This window comes from Streptomyces griseicoloratus, from assembly GCF_014534645.1.
Classification (GTDB): Bacteria; Actinomycetota; Actinomycetes; order Streptomycetales; family Streptomycetaceae; genus Streptomyces; species Streptomyces griseicoloratus.
In genome coordinates this window covers 11749-30355 of sequence record NZ_JACVQF010000111.1, presented here as the reverse complement: position 1 = coordinate 30355, position 18607 = coordinate 11749, and the positions used below count along the sequence as shown (strand labels likewise).

Genomic DNA, 18607 nt, shown 5'->3' with positions numbered 1-18607 from the left:
TCCACCGACGCCGAACAACCTCAAGCGCATCGTCGCCGCGTCCCTCATCGGCACCACCATCGAATGGTACGACAACTCATTCGATCGGGGCTGAAACCCGCGATGTTCCGTGATTCCGGCCCTCGAAGTCAGCACGGAACCAGCACGGATTGGTGACGTGCTGACTCGGTGCTGCCCTACCTGCTTCGCGGGGCCCTCTCGTATGCCCAATGGGCCTGGACCACGATTACACAGTGTCGCCAAAAAGCTCCGCTGATCGCGGCCGACAGACCAGCTGCAGCCGTCAGGACACCCTGTGTGTGGCCGCTTCGTCGACGCGCTTTGTCTCCCCCCGATGTCGCGAACCGTGACTGCCGCTGGTGTCTGTACGACGAAGATCACCGCACGCCGTCTGTGGACGTCGCGCCGGCATTCCCCATCCGCGTGCTGCAGAACAGAAGACGAGGACGACTCCTTACGGCCCCCTTGGGATACGGACCGCCGATAGCCGACAGCCGCTTTTGCCCGGCCGGGTCGAGCAACAGCGACAGCGTTCCGGGCTACCACGACCCCGTAACGTCGCGTGCGCGAGCGCCGGGCCACGTGCTGCGGCGGCACTCAGCCGCCACCGCGCGCCGCTCGATCGACCTGGCCGGCGCGACGACGGTCGGGGCGATCGAGGGGACCGACTTGGTCGGGCGGCTGGAATCAGGAGGCGCGTCATCCCGGAGCGCCCACGACTCACCGGGGGCCCGAGACGGCGGCGCCCCTCACAGAAGACGGTGACAGCGACGAGGGGGCGACCGTCCTCCGGCGACGGCTCGGCAGGGTCGGTTGGCCGGTCCCGGGGCTCCGGCCAGCAGGTTCGCGGAGGCCGGAGGGCCATGCGTAGTCATATCGACGGTCAAGTGACGCATGCCCGGGGGATCGGTCGCCTGCCACAGTGAAGGGCATGAGGCTGCCTGTGGCGGCTTGACCTGACCCTGGGAATTACCGCAGGCCCGTGCCCACTGTCCCCCGGTTCGTGAAGGGGCTTGCCCAAGAGGATGGCATGACCACCTCAATGATCGGTGGATTGGTAAGCCGTCAGGGCTGCGGTTGCGAACGAGCGGAGATATTCCATGACCACGCTGTCCGGGCGGATCCACACCGTCTCTCCCCTGCCCACCCTCAGGGACGAAGAATTCTTCTCCCTGGCCCTGGCGGCGGCCGACTCAGTGCTGATCACCCGGGACGGGGACGAGGTTCCCCTGCGGGCCGGCGACCTCGTCTTCTGCGATCCAGGCCAGCAGCGATCCCCGCGATTCTCCGAAGATTGCCAGGTGACCTTCTTCCGCTTGCCCCGCCGCTATCTGGCCCTGTCGGAAGCGGACTGGGACCGCGTCACGGGAATGACCGTACGAGGCAGTGAGGGCTTGGGCGCGCTGGTGTCGGACTTCTTGGTCGCGCTGGCTGCCGGCGTGGAGGGCCATGGGCCGAAGGTCATCCACCAGCTCACCCGCACCGCCGTGGACCTCCTCGTCGTCCTCGTCATGGAAATTCTCCATGCGGAGCCGCAAGGGGGCACTTTGCGGGTGACGCAGGCACGTGGCGAGATGCTTGCACGGGTCCGGAACTACATCGAGAAACACCTCGCGGATCCGGATCTCTCACCACAATCGATCGCACGTGCCAACCACATCTCCGTTCGCTACCTGCACAAGCTTTTCCAGTACGGCGGCACCACGGTGAGTCAGTGGGTGCTGCAGCGCCGGCTGGACTCCTGCAGGCATGAACTCAGCCGGACGCCGAACCGGCGAATCACGGTTGCGGCAGTGGCGCACCGCTGGGGTTTCGTCAGCCCGGCGCACTTCAGCCGCACCTTCCGAGCCGCATACGGCCTGACTCCCAGCCAGTGGCAGGCTCTGTCGTCCCCCTGACCTGCGCACCCACGGAATGTCATGGAAGCAGGAGAGCGTGGTCATTCCTGCTGACCCGGATCGTGTCAGCAGGGTCCGACAGGCATCTTTGCACTGTGAGAACAACTGTGTGCACTCCTGGGCAAGTGCCCTGTGCCCGGCGGCATAGCGTGGCGAGAAGTGCCTCCTGACGCCCTTCTGGTGTCCGGCGCCGCATTGCCGGAACGGCCGGCAGTTCACATTCATCAAGGGAGAACCCGCATGCCTGGTGCCGTCGAGCCGGTCCAGCCGGTGCTCGAACCGGCGGCAGCCGCTTTCGCAGAAGCCACGGCCGATCCGCCCTACCTGTTCGACCTGCCTCCAGCGGAGGGGCGCAGAGCTGTTGACGAGGTACAGAACAGCAAGATCGCCAAGCCCGTGATCGACGAGGAGTGGATCACCGTGCCCGGGGGGCCGACGGGCAGCGTCCGCGCGCGGATCGTGAAGCCCACCTGCGCCGAGAACCCTCTCCCCGTGATCCTCTACATTCACGGTGCGGGATGGGTTTTCGGCAATGCCCACACACACGACCGCCTGGTACGTGAACTGGCCGTCGGCGTCGAGGCGGCCGTGGTCTTCCCCGAGTACTCCCTCTCACCCGAGGTCCGCTATCCGGTCGCCATCGAGCAGAACTACACGGTCGCCCAGTGGGTCGTCCAGCAAGGCGCGACGAAGGGACTGGATGGCACACGGATCGCTGTCGCCGGCGACTCGGTCGGCGGCAACATGGCCATCGCGCTGACGCTGATGGCCAACGAGCGCCGAGACGTCCCTCTGGTGCATCAACTGCTTTTCTACCCGGTCACCGACGCCTCCTTCGACACCGGCTCCTACCACCAGTTCGCCACCGGCTACTTCCTGCGTCGTGACGGCATGCAGTGGTTCTGGGACCAATACACCACCGACGGAGCCGAGCGCGCCCAGATCACAGCCTCCCCCCTGCGCGCCGCCACGGAACAGCTCACCGGGCTGCCCCCGGCCCTGATCATCACCGCCGAAGCCGATGTCCTGCGCGACGAGGGCGAGGCCTACGCAGGCAAGCTGCGCAAGGCCGGTGTTCCCGTCGTCGCCGTGCGATTCACGGGCGTCATCCACGACTTCGTGATGCTTGACGCCCTTCGCGAGACTCATGCGGCCGAGACAGCCATCACGCTGGCCGCCGACACTCTGCGTGCCGCTCTTTACGGCGCGGGGCGGGACCACTGATCCGCGTCTGGGCGGACGTGACCCCACGCTGCCCCGGAACGCCCCTGAGCTGCCACCAGCTGAGGAGCGGCGGGACTATTCGCCGCCGAGGTCGGTCAGGTGAAGCTGCCCACGGGAGGTGATGTCGAGCTTCTGGAAGATACGGCGCAGGTGCTGGCCCACGGTCCTGTGCGAGATGAACAGACGGGTTCCGATCTCGCGGTTGGTCATGCCGGTCGCCGTCATTCTCGCGATCTGCAGTTCCTGTGGGGTGAGGCTGTCAGCGGAGGACGGTGCCGGCCTGCGGACGGCTTCGCCCGCTGCGCGCAACTCGGACCGTGCGTCCTGGGCGAACGCTGTGACGCCCAGAGCGTCGAAGTTCTCCACAGCGGCCCGCAATGGTCGTCGGGCCTCCAGAATGCGGCGTTGGCGGCGCAGCCACCGCCCGTAGGCCAGCAGCAGCTGTGCCCGGTGGAGAGGCCAGTTGACGAGCAGTCTGTCGTCAAGGGCCTGCCGGTAGAGGTGCTCCGCCTGATCGTCGGCGACGATCAAGGGATGTGTGCAGGTGGCCATGGCCCTCAGGAACGGGGCGGTTGTCTTCTCGGCCAACACGCTGAGCTGTGCGTGATGGTCTCTCGCTTCGTCGAGGCGGTCGGTACGGACCGCAGCCTCGATGAGGTCCGCGATGCCCCAGTACCCCACGAAGGGGTGATAGGTGAGATCGCCCGGATCCAGTACTCGCGCCAGCTGCTCATAGGCGTCGTTGTACTGCTTCTTGACCATGGCGTAGCGTCCCCTGGCGACCTGGGCGAAACCGAGGATCGACTGTGCTCCTACGGAGAGCAGTTCCGCCTCGGTCGTCCGGAGGAGCTCGTCCGCCTTGTCGAACTCGCCACGCTCACTCTCCAGTGTGGCGAGGGCCAGATCGGAAACGTATGCCCAGCGTGGCCGGCCGGTGTCTCGGGACAAGCGCCGGGACTCGTCTGCTGCGGCTCGCGCCAGACGGTGCTTGCCGAGGGGGATGGCCGCCCACGCCTGGGACGCCAGGGCCTCGCCGAGCAGCCCCAGGCGTCCCTGCTGCCGCAGGCCGTCGATGGCGGCACTCAAGTAGGGCCAGGACAGGTCGAATCCCCATATCGCGGTGAGCGAAGCACCCAACGCATGTTGCTCGGCAGGGTCGTTCACCACGCCTGGAGCGATCCCGGCTGTCCTGTCAATGACCCAGGCCGCTTCCCCGACGGGGTCGGCGCAGGCGGCGACGGAGAGGGCCATCGGCTCGCTGTCGTGCCGCTGCAGCCGCCGGGCCGCCTTGACGAAGAGACCACGGGTCTCCTCCGTAGGGTTGCCGTACCAGCATCCGATAGACAGAGGCCACAGCGCCTTGAGCGCGAGAGCGGCACCCTCGGCCTCGGCAGCGGCCAACTGGTCCGCAACGTCGGCGAAGGCCCGTACCCGCTCAGGACTGAACCAGCTCTCCTCGTTGAGAGCCTCGGTCCACAGGGTGAGGCGAAGCCTTTCTGCAGGCTGAAGTTCGGCAGATCTTGCCTCGGTCAGCTGCTGACGCGCCATGGTGACCTCGCCGAGCTCGAAGTTGATCTCTGCCGAGCGCAGCAGGAGCCGGCCCTTGTGCGTCTGAGGACAACTGCGGAGAGCTGCCTGCCGCAGTGCCTCGGCCGCGGCGCGCGGGGCACCTCGGGTCAGTGCCCTGAGGGCGGCTTGTTCGAGATCGAGCGCTACGTCGTCGTCCTGCCCAGGAGTGGCGGCCGCACGATGCCAGGCCCTGCGTTCGTGGTGCCCGGCCAGTGCCTTCGCCAGTGCGGCGTGTGCGCTCAGCCGCGCGGAGGTGCTGGCGGCGTGGTAGACGGCTGAGCGGACCAGAGGGTGCCGGAAGTGCACATGGTGCCCACGGATCTGGAGCAGCCCCGACGCAACAGCAGGTTCCAGGGAATCGACCGAGAGGCCCGTGCCGGTCACGATCGACGCGGCTTCGAGGATTTCGGCGAGGTCGCCGTTATCGTCGGCGGCGGCGATCAGCAGAACGGTCTGGGTGAGGTCGGGAAGTTCCGAGGCGCGTGAAAGGAAGGACCGCTCCAGGCGGCGGGTGGTCGGCAGCCAAGCCAGCGGCGATGACTGGATGCTTCCGTCCCCCCGCAACGCCGTCGGCAGTTCGACCAGTGCCAGCGGGTTGCCAGCGGCCTCTCCCAGGATCCGTCGGCGGACGGACTGATCGAGGTCCGGCGTACGGGCCTGAAGCAGTGCCGCCGCCGCGTCGTCGTCCAGCTGGTGGAGCTGCAATTCGGTCATGCCAGCGTCGTCCAGTACCGTCTCGTGACCCTCACGCACGGCCATGAGCAGGGCGGCCCGGTCCCCCTCGAGACGTCGCGCAACGAAGGCGAGCACCTCACTGCTCGGCCGGTCGACCCACTGTGCGTCATCTATCAGCAGGAGAACGGGCGTGTCGTCTGCGAGGCTGCTGATCAGCTCCAGGGCGGCCAGCCCGACGGAGAACATCTGGGGCGCGGTGCCGTCGTTCATGCCGAAGGCGGCGAACAGAGCCTGCCGCTGGGTCGGCAACAGAGACGGAGCATGGTCGAGCAGGACCGGGTTGAGCAGCTGGTGGAGGCCTGCGTAGGGAACGGAAGCCTCGGATTGCACGCCGACTGCCGACAGGACGCGACCGCCGCCTGCGACGGCGGCTTCCCGCGCGGCGCCGAGGAAGGCGGTCTTCCCGATGCCGGCCTCGCCCCGCAGCAGTATGGCGCCCCCTGCGCCGTCGAAACAGCGGGAGAGGAAATCGGACAGGAACCGCAGCTCGTCGTCACGCCCGTACAACATGTTCCCATCCAAAGTCGCCCTGCGAGACCGTCCGCGACTCGGGCGCGGACGATTGAACCACCCTGGCCCCGCTCAGGCCCGCCTTCGCGGAGCGAGAACGAGCCCTAACTAATGGCTACAAAATAGCATAATCCCAGGTCAGGGTAGGGGCTTCGAGTGCTGGCCCCGTGCGATGAGGTCCGGCTGGTGGCCTGTCCGGAGAACGTGATGCTGAGCGACTCGAGCCGACAGCGGTAGGCGATCACGCCGCGGCGTAGCTTGCCCGGAACAGGTCCCGTGCCCGCTCCACGTCCCTCGGCGTACGGAGCTGCACCTCCAGATCACCCGTCCCATGGTGACCGAGACCGGACATATCCCGGGTGAAGCCCGGAACAAGGTCGACGTCCTTCGGGCCGACCTTCAGGTAGACCAACAGCTTGCTGCGCGGCGGCGGGCACAGGCAGGCGAAGTTCCGCAGCCGCTGATACGCCCAGTAGGTCTTGGCTCAACCCGGTTCACGCCGTCCCCGAGCCCGAGCAGGGCCTAGTCGACCGCGCCTGCCAACTCCACCATCGACGCGCCCTGGACGTCGGACGCCGCCCGGGCAACCGCTCGGCGCCGCGCCCGACGGGCCACCTGAATGCCGAAGAGTCGGTAGCGGACCAGGTCGATCGATCTCCGGTGCTCGCGCACCGCATGCACGTCGTAGCGGGTGAAGTCACCGGCGATACAGATCAGGCGCGGGCCGCTCCACAGGACCTGGGACGCGGCCGTCACCCCGAGCCGGTCGCGGACCAGGTGCTCGAACTCCGCCCGGTGGTCCATCAACCAGGCCAGGTAGAACAGGCCCTGGTCGATAACACCGGCATCCGTGCCGCGCTTGTACTCGACAATGACCGGCGAGCCGTTCTCGTCCAGCCCGAGCGAGTCGATCCGACCACCGTGGACCGGCCCCGTGCTGTACTCGCTCGCCAGGAACCGGACGCCCAGCAGCGTCTCCATATGCGCCTCGACGAGACTCTGCACACCGGCCTCGATCTCAGCAAGACGCGACATGACCTCGGCCATGCCGCTATTCGCTGTGTCCATGCGGAACAGCTTCAGGCCCGACACTTTCCCTCCTCGGCTCGGAGATCACCAACACCGACGAGGTACAGGGATGTTCCGCAAGAGGCTTCGAGGGTGTGAAGATGGGTGAGAAGCACTCTCGAGAGCACGGGAAGATACCAACGTCCCACCGGTCACTCGAACGGCCAGGTCCCATAGGCCCCATAAACGCCCGGTGTTCACGTCTACCGACGGCACCACAACGACGGCGATCGACGGGAACAACAGCTCCTCCAACCGAAGCACGATCTCTTCCGCGGCCCCGAACCGTCATCCCAACCGCCTTGACCACGGCTCTTTTGGACGACTTCACCTGCTGCCCGGAGTAGCTCAGCCGTCACTCAGGTGGCCGCGCCACAGAAGTTGAGCCATAACCCGTTTTCGTAAACTTGGATCACGGCCCGGGTGGGGTCGCCCTGAAGTTGTGCACATCTGCCGACGGAACTCGCGCACAGAACCAGTGGCAGTCCCCGCGTCGTCAGCTGGCCAACCGACCACACGTCCACCGGTAGCCGACGCCCCGGAAGCAGCACCGCGCCCCATGGGCAGGCGGGGCACAGCCGTCAGCAGCCACGCCGATCGGTCATGCCCCGGCCGCATGCGCACACGACCCGATCCCGCTTGCGCTGCTGACGTCGAGGTGACGCCGTCACAGGTTTGCCGTGCCCTGTTCCCCCGTCGAACGCTGCCGGCGCTCGGTGCTCCAGTAGAGGAGAGCGACGAGCGGGAGGGCGGCGCCGAGGGCCGTCAGGGCGGTCCAGCCTCCGGCGTGGTAGACGACGGAGCCGATTTGGGAGCCGGCGGCGCCGCCGGCGAAGAACATGGCGATGAAGGCGCTGTTCAGGCGGGCACGGGCCGCGGGGTCGAGTTGGTAGACGGTGTGCTGGCCGAGGATGAGGCTGGCCTGGACGGCCACGTCGATGAGTATCGCGGCCAGGGCGAGGAGAACGACGCTGTGTCCGCCGAACCCCGCCAGTGCGAAGGACAGGGCGGCCACCAGGAAGGCGACGCCGGTCATGGGGCGTACGAGCCCCCGGTCGGCCCAGTGACCAGCGAGCGGGGCGACGGCTGCGCCCGCAGCGCCGACGAGGGCGAATACACCAACTCCCACCGATGAGTAATGGAAATGGGGACCGGTGAGGACGAAGGAGACCGTGGTCCAGAACGCGCTGAAGGCGGCGAACATGGCTGCCTGGTAAAGCCCGCGGCGCACCAGCGCCGGGTGTGTGCGTACCAGTTGGAAGGTGGAGCGCAGCACATGATGGTACGGAAGGGTCGTGGTGGGTGCGTGCTGCGGCAAAGCGGCGCGCAGGGCCACGGCAAGCACGGCCATCAGGGCCGCGGATCCGAGAAAGACGACGCGCCAGCCGACGAGGTCCGAGACCACACTGCTGAGCGTGCGGGAGAGCAGGATGCCGGTGAGCAGGCCGCTCATCACTCGGCCGACGACACGGCCCCGGGCATGGTCGGGAGCGAGGCTCGCGGCGAAGGGCACCAGGATCTGGGCGACGACCGAGGTGGCGCCACTGACCAGCGATGCGATCAGCAGCATGGGGAAACTGGTGGCCAGTCCCGCCACCAGGAGGGCGATCGTCGTGACCGTCAGCAATACGGTGATCAGGCTGCGCTTCTCGAGCCGGTCACCGAGCGGGACCAGGAAGAGCATGCCGACCACGTAGCCGATCTGGGTGAGCGTGATCAGGGCGCCCGCCGTGGCCGTGCTGATGTGGAACACGCCGCTCAGCGTGGACAGCAGAGGCTGGGCGTAATAGAGGTTGGCGACCGTCATGCCGGAGGCGGCGGCCAAGAGCGCGACCAGCCAGCCCGGCACCCCCTGAGGGACCTCGGTGGGCTCCCGCCGGCGCGGGCTCTGGGCGTCGGTTGATGCGGACATGTGCACCTTCTTGACTGAGTGAGCCGGGAATCAGGCTCGGGTAAAGGGCTGTGCAGTGGCCGGCAGCCTCTTCGCTGCCGTCACGCAGGTGCAAGCGTCGGGCCGCCTCGCGCACTTCCTCATCTGGCGCGATAGTTAGTGAAGTCAGTCATCTCGACTGGAGATGAACCTGTTCCGACGCCGCAACGGTTCCAGTCTCACCGGCGGGTCCTCCGTGCGTACCGGTGATCTCCCCTGCTGGGCACTTGTGGGCAACGGGCGGTGCGTTACAGGACAAAGGTGGCCGGGAGGCCGGCCCTAACCTCACGTCCAGGGAACGAACGTTCCGGACGGCGGACGCTTCCAAGGCCGACGTCGCCCGTACGTGCCTGCCTCACCCGAGGCAGGCGGGTTCGCCGTTCCGCCGGCCATTCCAGACGAAGGAAGAGACCTTGCCGTACATCACCGTGGGTCAGGAAAACTCCACCAGCATCGACCTCTACTACGAGGACCACGGGTCCGGCCAGGCCGTCGTCCTCATCCATGGCTTCCCGCTCGACGGCCATTCCTGGGAGCGGCAGAGTGCCGCTCTGCTCGACGCCGGCTACCGGGTGATCACCTACGACCGCCGCGGTTTCGGCCGGTCCAGCCAGCCGACGACCGGCTACGACTACGACACGTTCGCCGCCGACCTGAACACCGTCATGGAAACCCTCGACGTCCGGGACGCCGTCCTGGTCGGGTTCTCGATGGGCACCGGTGAGGTCGCTCGCTACGTCTCCACCTACGGCTCCGGCCGAGTGGCCAAGGTCGCCTTCCTCGCCTCGCTGGAACCCTGCCTGCTCAAGACCGAGGACAACCCGGACGGCGTCGCCCCGCAGGAGTTCTTCGACGGCGTGGTCGCGGCCGTGAAGGCGGACCGCTACGCGTACTACACCGCCTTCTTCAAGGACTTCTACAACCTGGACGAAAACCTGGGCACCAGAATCAGCGAGGAGGCGGTCCGCAACAGCTGGAACGTCGCCGCAGGCGGCGGCTTCTTCGCAGCCGCCGCCGCTCCGTCGACCTGGTACACGGACTTCCGGGCCGACATCCCTGCCATCGATGTGCCGGCCCTGATCCTGCACGGCACGGCCGACCGGATCCTGCCGGCCGAAGGCACCGCGCGGCCCTTCCACAAGGCCCTCCCGTCCGCGGACTACGTCGAGGTAGAGGGCGCCCCGCATGGCCTGCTGTGGACGCACGCGGAGGAAGTCAACACCGCACTCCTCACCTTCCTGGGGAAGTGACGCCGCAGCAGTTCCTCCGGAGAGGGCTGCTCCTCAGTAGCTGTGCTTCGGCGCCGGCACCCGCACGTGGGTGCCGGCGCCGAAGCACGCAAGAGGCTTCGTGACCGCCACCGGTCAGGTCCGGGCCACGGCGGTACGGGGGTCGCCGTGGGCCTGTTCCATGCGCCGGGCGGCCTCCTCGACGGTGCTGCCGGTGAGCGGCATGACCATGGCCGTCTTCGCGTGCTGTCGGCGGCACACACGGCCTCGGCGGCAGTGCCGGGATCCGATCCGGCGGCCTGGACCACGATGCGCTCCGCACGGTCGACGAGCTTGTCGTTGGTGGCACGGACATCGACCATGAAGTTTTCATAGACCTTGCCGAGCCGGACCATCGACGCGGTCGAACGCATGTTGCAGACCACCTTCTCGGTGGTGCCGGCCTTGAGCCGGGCGGAGCCGGTGAGGATCTCGGGACCGGTGGGGACTTTGATGGGAATGCCGGCGTAACGACTGACCACGACGTTGCGGTTGCAGACCGCCGATGACATAAGGGGTACGGCCGCTGGCGGCGAGTCCGACGAGGGTGCCGCGGTCATCGACACCGCCCGTCGAGGTCGTCGACGGCCCTGGCGGGTTCGTCCTCGGCGCGCCCTCGACAGCCACGACGAAGGCGCTGGGGCCCCCGGAGAGCAGGCCGGCCACTTGCTCGGGCGTGGTACCGAAGGTCAGTGGGCACTCGACGGCGTCGAGAAGCCTGATCCGGCCGCTGGTGCCGGCGCCGAGGTAGAGCCGTCCGCCACGGCGCAGGGAGCCGACGATGGCCTCGACGGCGGTGCCAATGCCGGGGAGCGCTTCTCGTACCGCGAAGAGGAGGTCTGGTCCTCCGACGGTGGGGTGCCGGTTGACCGGGTCGGGTCAGGCGCCGTCGCCTGCCCGGAAGGGACTCACCCGGGGGACAGACGCCTTGCCCGTGTTGGGGTGACCGCCTCGCCCTTGCCGTTGACGAACGCCACCGCAGGGAAGCCGTGCACGGTACAGGTGCGGCGGGAGCCGTTGGTCACGACGACGGCGAAGTTCGACTGACCGGCGCCGGGACGATTGGCTCCGACGGATGCCCTCAGTTCCGAGGTGTGGCAGCGGCGTCTCATCGCCGGTACGGCGGAGCCGGACGACGGCGTTGCGGATCCGAGGGACGTGCCCGGTGCCGGTTCACCCGAGGGGATGGAGCTGCCGGTGTCGGCAGCGCCGGAGACGGTGGCGGTCTCGGTCGGCGACGAGCCGGGCGTATGGGGAGTGTCTCCGGCAGCACCGTCCGTACCCTGGCCGGTGCACCCGGCCAGTACGGCGCAGACGAGAAGAGTGCTGGACAGGAGTATGCGGTGTGTCATGGTTTCCTTCGTCCCTGAGGTGCAGCAGATACTTGTGCCGGTCAGGAGGGCACGAGTTCATCGCGCTGATCGTGTCGGGTCCCGGCTGTCACACGACACGGTTGCCGCCCCCTGGTTCCGGGCCAGTGACGGTGCCGAAGACCTGGTCGGTGATGCGCGCGAACACGGTGGCACCACCGGAGACGTTGGTTGTCGGCGGAGACGGGCCGGCGCTCGGGCCGCTTCACTTGCTCGGGGTGATACGAGCGGCGAGAAGATCAGGGCGTGTTGGTGAGGTGGGCGCCGCTGGTGAGGAGAGGGGGACGGCTCAGTCGGCACATCTCTGTCGCAGCTCGCCGATACCGACCACGGAGCTGAGAAGTTCGTCGCCGGGGGCGAGCCAGCGCTGTGGCGTGCGGCCCAGGCCGACCCCGGCCGGAGTACCGGTGAAGATGACGTCTCCGGGAAGCAATGGGAGGATGCCGGACAGCTTGGCCACAAGCGCCGGCACGGAGAAGATCATCTGACGGGTGTGTCCGTGCTGCACCACCTCACCGTTGACGGAGCAGGTCAGCTCCAGGTCGTCGGGGTCGTCGAACTCGTCCGGGGTCACGAGCCAGGGACCCGTGGGAGCGAAGCCCGGGTACGACTTGCCGAGGCTGAACTGCGGCGCAGGTCCCTCCATCTGAAGGACTCGCTCGGAGATGTCCTGTCCGACCGTCAGCCCCGCCACATGGCTCCAGGCATCCGCTTCGGAGACGTTGTGGGCCTTGTGGCCGATGACCGCGACCAGTTCGGCCTCCCAGTCGGTGTGGCCGCCCTGCGGCAGCCTCACCTCCGTCACCGGGCCGGTGAGAGCGGTCGCGTACTTGGTGAACACCGGTGGCATGCCCTCGGGTGTGGTGAAACCCGCCTCGGACACGTGCTCCCGGTAGTTGAGGCCGATGGCGAAGATCTGCCTGGGAGACGGTGCGGGCGCACCGAGTTCCGCCACGTCGACGGGCCTCCCGCCGGCGAGGTCGGCGCCGGCGGCCCAGGTACGGAACTCGGCCCAGCGGGCGTAGACCGCTTGCGGGTCGGCCGAGAACGCCCCACGGCTGGCTGTGTGGACATCGATGGCCCGGCCTTCGACGAGCACGGTCAGCCGGCCGGCGAGGTTGGCTATGCGCAAGGTGATCTCCCTGGGGTGGGGCGGTGCACGGTGGTGGGGCCGCTTTGCTGTGTGCGGGCCGGCTCGTGTTCAATCGGTGGGGCGGGTCGCCCGTTCGAGCGCGAGCAGCACGGATTGGTAGGGGCGCCCCGTGGCGTGCTCCATGCCGATCTCGCATGTGCGGTTGGCCGACAGATAGGCGTCGAACCTGCCGGTCGCCACCTCGGCGGCCTCGTGTGCCGTCGCCGCCTCGGTCAGCTCCCTGTGCAGCAGCCCTCGGTCCCCGGCGAAGCCGCAGCATTCCGCGTAGACAGGCACGTCGACGTCGCGCGCCATGAACTCGGCCACGGTCTGCAACTGCTCGACGTCCCTGAGGTGCCGCATGGAGCAGGTGGGATGGAGCACCACGCTGTCCAGTGGATCGGTCACCTCCAGGTGCGGCAGCAACTCGGCAGCCCATGCGACAGAGTCCACCACGGTGAGGGCCTGGTGTTTACGCAGGTTCTCCCGCGTGAGATAGGGGATCACTTCCTGTCCGATGCCGAGCGTGCAGGAGGAGGCGTCGACGATGAGCGGAAGGCGTCCCTCGTCGGTCCACTCCCAGGCTCGTTCGACGATGCGGTTCGCCATGACGGTGTTGCCGGTTTCGTACCCCTTGGAGTGCCAGATGGTCGCGCAGCACGATCCGGCGAGGTCCGGCGGTATCCAGACCGGTCGTCCGGCCCGGCGGGAGACCGTGGCGACCGCTTCGGGCAGGGAGAGCCCGGGTGCGCCGTCGGGACCCGCGAAGATGCGGTTGACGCAGGCCACGTAGTAGACAGCGACGGCGGTGCCCCGCTCGGTGGCGGGCAGCGGTGTACGGGCGGGGGACGGAACAGCGGGGATCCACTCGGGAACCAGATTCGGTGAGATCGCGGTCCTTATGGCGGAGGTGACTCGGCCCAGGACGCCGTCGCTGATGTGGTCCGCGGCACCGAGGGCGGCCCGCACCGATGTTTCGGCCAGGGAGAACCGCCGCGCGAGGCGAGCCGCGTTGCGTTCTTCCCGTTCGGAGTGCCGCTGATGCCGAAAGGCCTTCATGAAGGCACCGGTGTCGATGCCGACGGGGCATGCCGTCTTGCAGGTGGCGTCGCCGGCGCAGGTGTCGACGGCGTCGTAACCGTAGGACTCCAGGAGGTTGTCCAGCGCAGCGGAGCCGTCACTCTGGCGCAGCATCTCGCGTCGCAGCACGATGCGTTGGCGAGGAGTCGTGGTGAGATCGCGGCTCGGGCAAACCGGTTCGCAGAAGCCGCACTCGATGCAGGCGTCGGCGACGGGCTCGATGGCGGGAATGGTTTTGAGGCCCCACAGGTGGGCGGTGGGGTCGCGAGTGAGGACCACGCCCGGGGCAAGAACGCCTTGGGGATCGAGGGTGTTCTTGATGCGCCACATCAGTTCGGTGGCGCGGCTGCCCCACTCGGTTTCGAGGAACGGTGCCATGTTGCGGCCGGTGGCGTGCTCCGCCTTGAGGGAGCCGTCGAAGCGGCTCACCACCATGGTGCAGAACTCGTCCATGAAGTCGGCGTAGCGCTGGACGTCGTCCGGACTCGATGCGTCGAGGGCCAGCAGGAAGTGCAGGTTGCCGTGGGCCGCGTGGCCGGCGACGGCGGCGTCGTACCCGTGGCGGCGCTGAAGGTCCGCCAGTGCCTCGCAGGCCTCCGCCAGGCGTGTGGGCGGTACTGCGAAGTCTTCGGTGATCAGTGACGATCCGGCCGGCCGGGCTTTGCCGACTGCCGTCATGAAGGCCTCGCGGGCGTGCCAGTACATGCCAATGGTGGCTGGGTCGTCGATGAAGCGGTTGGTGACGGACGCCACCGGTGCGACCAGCGTCAGCCGTGCCAGTACGTCGGCGGCGGCCCGCCGGTTGGCTTCGTGCGTTGAGGCGTCCGGAGCGCGGAACTCCACCAGCAGGGCGGCGGTCTCCCGGGGAAGTTCGGCCCAGTCGGCGGGAACGCCGTCGACGCTCGCGCAGGCGCGGAGCGTGTTGCCGTCCATGATCTCCACCGCGCGGGCACCGGCGTCGTTGAACTGCGGTACCGCCGCCGCGGCGGCGGTGAGGTCGGGGAAGAACAGCAGCGCCGTGTGGGTGAGGCGGTCCAGGGACACCGTCCTGAACACGGTCTCGGCGATGAATCCGAGCGTGCCCTGGGAGCCGACCATCAGCCCCCGCAGGATCTCCACGGGGGTGGAGCCGTCGAGGAAGGCGTCAAGGCGGTAGCCGTTGGTGTTCTTGAGTTCGTACTTGGCGCGGATCCGGGCCACGAGCGCGTCGTCGGCCTCGATGTCGGCCTTGATGGCCAGCAGACCCGAGCACAAGTCGGGTTCCGCTGTCCGGAGCCGCTCGTCGGCGTCCGGGGCCGCGGTGTCGACGACCGTGCCGGAGGGGAGGACGAGAGTGAGGGAGGAGAGCAGGCGGTAGGAGTTGCGGGTGACGCCGGCGGTCATGCCCGAGGCGTTGTTGGCGACGACGCCGCCGACGGTACAGGCCCGGGAACTCGCCGGATCGGGCCCCATCAGCCTGCCGTAGCGGGACAGCGCCACGTTGGCGCGGCCGAGGGTCGTGCCCGGTCCGATGCGTGCCTTGAGGCCGTCGTCGAGGATGTCGAAGCCGGTCCAGTGGCGGCGCACGTCGACGAGGATGTCGGTGCCCTGGGCCTGCCCGTTCAGGGAGGTGCCCGCCGCGCGGAAGACGACCGCACGCCGGTGGTCACGCGCGTAGCGCAGTACCGCGGCGATGTCCTCGACGTGCTCCGCGATGACGACCACTTGTGGCACGAAGCGGTAGGGGCTGGCGTCCGAGGCGTACTTCACGAGGTCGGACAGCGTGTGCAGCACTTTGTCCGGCCCCAGCAGGCGGACGAGGTCCGTGCGCAGAGCTTCGGGCGTGCCGGGCGCCCGTTCGTCGGGGACCCGATCGGCCGCGGGGCTCCGGTGCTGTCGCGGGCGCAACATACCAGGTTTCGGATCGAGCAGTGCCATGCGGCTCTCCGTTGCATTGCGGGGTGGTGACCGGCCGACGGTGCCCGGGTTCTGCGCCTGGCGGGACGGGCCGGAGGGACGGGGCCCCGCGGCCGGGTGGCCGGGCCGCGGGGTGCTGTCCACTGGTGGGACGTCGTTGTCCGGGCGGAAAGGAATGACCGGCCTGCGTCAGCGAACGGAACGGGTGGCGCGCAGGATCAGGTCGGTGACGGGCCCGGGGTCGCTCACGGACACGGCGTGCGGCGCGCGGACGGTGACGGTGTGAGCATGGGCGCGCTTGGCCATCCACCGCTCGGCGGCCGGCGGAATGTTGCGATCCTCGGTCGCGACGAGGTACCAGCTGGGGATCTTCTTCCAGGCGGCGGCCGTGGCGGGTTCCTGGAGCGCGGCGAGGGTGATCGGTCGCTGCCCCGCAGCCATGACCTGAGCGGTCCGGACGGGGACGCCCGCCGCGAACTGCTGGCGGAAGACGTCCTTCTTGATGACCAGTTCCTCCCCCTGTCCGCCATCGGGCAGCGGGTAGTACTGGGTGGCGGTGGCCTGTCCCAGGGTGCTGCCGGGGAACTTGTCGGTGAGCTGGAGCGCGCTCTCCCCGACTTCGGGCACGAAGGCGGCGATGTAGACCAGGGCCTTGACGTGCGGGGCATCGGCTGCGGCCTGGCTGATGACCGCTCCGCCGTAGGAGTGCCCCACCAGCACGATCGGGCCGGTGATGCTGTCCAGGACGCTGCGGATGTAGGCGGAGTCGCTCGCCAGGCCGCGCAGGGGCAGGGCCGGTGCCAGAACGCGGTGACCGTGCCGCTGGAGGCGCTCGATCACTCCGCTCCAGCTGGAGGCGTCGGCGAACGCTCCGTGGATCAGGACGATGGTGGGTGTGTCCCGCCGCTCGTGCGGTCTGCGTGGGTGGTCGGCTGCCGCTGCCGGCGCGGAGTACGCGACGCCTGCGGTGCTCAGCGCGGCAGCACCGGCCAGGAGGGACGCGGTCACGGTGCGGCGCGAGATGGGTGAGTTCATGGATGCTCTCCGAGGGAGGGGAGGGTCGTTTCCGTCCTGGCCGGACGGGCGGGTGCCGCCGGCGGCGGGTGCCTCAGGCCGAAGCCGCCTGGACGGCTTCCTCGATCAACTCGACGACGCGCTCGGGGTGGGAGAGCATCACCAGGTGCGAGGAGTCGACCTCCACGGTCTTCATGCCGGCCCGCTGGTAGCCGTAGCGCTCCACGTCCGGGTTGATGGTGTGGTCGGAGGAGGCGACCAGGCCCCAGGACGGCTTGGTCTTCCATGCGGCGGCCGGGGCCGCGTCGGCGAAGGCCTGGGCCGCGAGCGGACGCTGGGAGACGGCGAGGACCTCGGCGAGGCGGGAGTCGACGTCGGCGGCGAAGATGGCCGGGAACTTGTCGGGCTGGACCGTCACATCGGTGCCGGTCTCGCTCGAACCCTCGATCGGGAAGGGGGTGTAGACGAGCGCGGCAGCGAGGTCGGAGTCCGGGAAGCGGCCCTGCAGCTCGCCGAGGCTCTCGCCCTTCTCGAGGGCATAACCGGCGAGGTATACCAGGCCCTTCACGTTGTCCTCGGTGCCCGCGACCGTGATGACGGCGCCACCGTAGGAGTGGCCGACCAGGATGACGTCGCCCGGTATCTGGCGGACGATCGAGGCGATGTAGGCGGCGTCGCCGATCAGGCTGCGGTTGGGGACGGCCGGGGCGACCACGTCCAGACCGCGGGCGATCAGCCGCGGGATCACCTGCGCGAAGCTGGAGGCGTCGGCGAACGCGCCGTGGACGAGGACGACGGTCGGCTTGGGGGAACGGGACATGAGAGAACTCCCTCTAGGGGTTGGCAGGTGCCTGAGGCGGCCTGTCGGCGCAGACGGCGACGGTCGTCCGCTCGCCGGGATGTACGAAAGGAAGGTTACTGAGGATCGGCGTGATGTGTTTGCCCGTCAGTGCCCCGTTTGTGGCCTTTCCGTGCTCACCGGTGGCGCAGGTCAGCCGTTCCAGTCGCTGAGGAAGTCCAGGAGTTCGCGGTTGACGACGTCGGGCCGCTCCTCCTGGCACAGATGGCCGCACTGGGGGATCGGCACTCCACGGACGTCGCGGGCCATCCCCTTCCACACGTCGAGGACGTCGTAGGCCTGTCCGACGGCACTGAAGTCCTCGCCCCACACGGTGAGCACGGGGCACTCGATGAGCCGGTCGGCGTCCTCCTGGTCCTGGGCGACGTCCTGGGGTGCCGCGCGGTAGTCCATGCAGGAACCCCGCACGGCTCCGGGCTGCTGGTAAGAACGCACGTAGACCGCGATCTCCTCGGGGGTGAGCATGTCCGGGTTGTAGGACCAGCTGCGGTAGAAGTGGGTGAGCCAGGTCTCCTCGCGGCCGGCGATCAGCGCCTCGGGAAGGTCGGGTACACCGAGGAAGGTGAAGAACCAGTAGCCCTGCCGGGCGAGGGCCACGTCGTAGGTCTCGGCGATGATCCGGGTGGGGATGTTGTCCATGGCCACGAACCGGTCGATGCGCTCGGGGTGGTCCTTGGCGAACCGGGTGCCGACACGGGCTCCGCGGTCGTGGCCGACCAGGGCGATCCGCTCGTGCCCGAGGTGGTCCATCAGTGCGACGACGTCGTTGGCCATGGTCCGCTTGTCATAGCCGGATGCGGGTTTGTCCGTGTCGCCGTAGCCGCGCAGATCCGGTGCGACGACGGTAAACCGCTCCGCCAGCACGGGTATCTGCTTGCGCCAGCCGTACCAGGTCTCAGGGAAACCGTGCAGCAGGTAGACGGGGGGTCCCTGGCCCGCGGTGACCCAGTGCTGCTTGATTCCGTTGAGTACGGCTGTGTGGTGTGTGATACCTGCCAGGTCTGACATGGCAATGCCCGTTCGGATCAGAGGGAGTGGACAGAGGGGTGCCTCC

Annotated in this window: 12 protein-coding genes and 1 pseudogene; 3 read left to right on the top strand and 10 right to left on the bottom strand. The window is 68.3% G+C overall.

Annotation, left to right across the window (positions count from 1 at the left end; translation table 11 throughout):
* Positions 1–1100: 1100 nt before the first annotated feature.
* A complete protein-coding gene (locus H0H10_RS03345; RefSeq protein ID WP_188179271.1) occupies positions 1101–1898 on the top strand; it encodes a helix-turn-helix domain-containing protein in 798 nt (265 codons plus the stop codon).
* A gap of 240 nt (positions 1899–2138) precedes the next feature.
* Positions 2139–3122 (top strand): alpha/beta hydrolase, encoded by a 984-nt coding sequence (locus H0H10_RS03340; protein ID WP_188179270.1) that lies wholly within the window; start codon positions 2139–2141, stop codon positions 3120–3122.
* A gap of 75 nt (positions 3123–3197) precedes the next feature.
* On the opposite strand, the gene H0H10_RS03335 is transcribed toward H0H10_RS03340, so the two are convergent.
* The 3 genes and pseudogenes from H0H10_RS03335 to H0H10_RS03325 form a co-directional block, all read right to left on the bottom strand.
* Positions 3198–5936, bottom strand: coding sequence for a helix-turn-helix transcriptional regulator (locus tag H0H10_RS03335; protein WP_188179269.1), 2739 nt, complete (start codon positions 5934–5936; stop codon positions 3198–3200).
* A 241-nt stretch (positions 5937–6177) separates the two neighbouring features.
* Positions 6178–7028 (bottom strand): annotated as a pseudogene (locus H0H10_RS03330) (DUF5655 domain-containing protein).
* Positions 7029–7671: 643 nt separating this feature from the next.
* Complete coding sequence (locus H0H10_RS03325; RefSeq protein ID WP_188179268.1) at positions 7672–8916, bottom strand: MFS transporter; 1245 nt, start codon at positions 8914–8916, stop codon at positions 7672–7674.
* A 431-nt stretch (positions 8917–9347) separates the two neighbouring features.
* Between H0H10_RS03325 and H0H10_RS03320 the strand changes: the two genes are divergently transcribed.
* The gene (locus H0H10_RS03320; protein WP_188179267.1) at positions 9348–10184 is read left to right on the top strand and encodes an alpha/beta fold hydrolase; all 837 of its coding nucleotides are present in this window, start codon (positions 9348–9350) and stop codon (positions 10182–10184) included.
* A gap of 348 nt (positions 10185–10532) precedes the next feature.
* On the opposite strand, the gene H0H10_RS41115 is transcribed toward H0H10_RS03320, so the two are convergent.
* The 7 genes from H0H10_RS41115 to H0H10_RS03285 form a co-directional block, all read right to left on the bottom strand.
* Entirely contained in the window at positions 10533–10985 is a 453-nt protein-coding gene (locus tag H0H10_RS41115; protein WP_373566797.1) for an N-acetylmuramic acid 6-phosphate etherase family protein, read from the bottom strand.
* 125 nt (positions 10986–11110) lie between these two features.
* Positions 11111–11554 (bottom strand): DUF4232 domain-containing protein, encoded by a 444-nt coding sequence (locus H0H10_RS39595; protein WP_223179312.1) that lies wholly within the window; start codon positions 11552–11554, stop codon positions 11111–11113.
* Positions 11555–11861: 307 nt separating this feature from the next.
* Positions 11862–12704, bottom strand: coding sequence for a fumarylacetoacetate hydrolase family protein (locus H0H10_RS03305; RefSeq protein ID WP_188179266.1), 843 nt, complete (start codon positions 12702–12704; stop codon positions 11862–11864).
* Positions 12705–12773: 69 nt separating this feature from the next.
* Complete coding sequence (locus H0H10_RS03300; RefSeq protein ID WP_188179265.1) at positions 12774–15701, bottom strand: FAD-binding and (Fe-S)-binding domain-containing protein; 2928 nt, start codon at positions 15699–15701, stop codon at positions 12774–12776.
* A gap of 168 nt (positions 15702–15869) precedes the next feature.
* Positions 15870–16715 carry an alpha/beta fold hydrolase gene (locus H0H10_RS03295; RefSeq protein WP_188179264.1) on the bottom strand — a complete coding sequence of 282 codons (846 nt, stop codon included), beginning with the start codon at positions 16713–16715 and terminating at the stop codon, positions 15870–15872.
* A 73-nt stretch (positions 16716–16788) separates the two neighbouring features.
* Positions 16789–17514, bottom strand: coding sequence for an alpha/beta fold hydrolase (locus H0H10_RS03290; protein ID WP_188179263.1), 726 nt, complete (start codon positions 17512–17514; stop codon positions 16789–16791).
* A gap of 171 nt (positions 17515–17685) precedes the next feature.
* A complete protein-coding gene (locus H0H10_RS03285) occupies positions 17686–18561 on the bottom strand; it encodes an alpha/beta fold hydrolase (protein WP_188179262.1) in 876 nt (291 codons plus the stop codon).
* Positions 18562–18607: the final 46 nt, after the last annotated feature.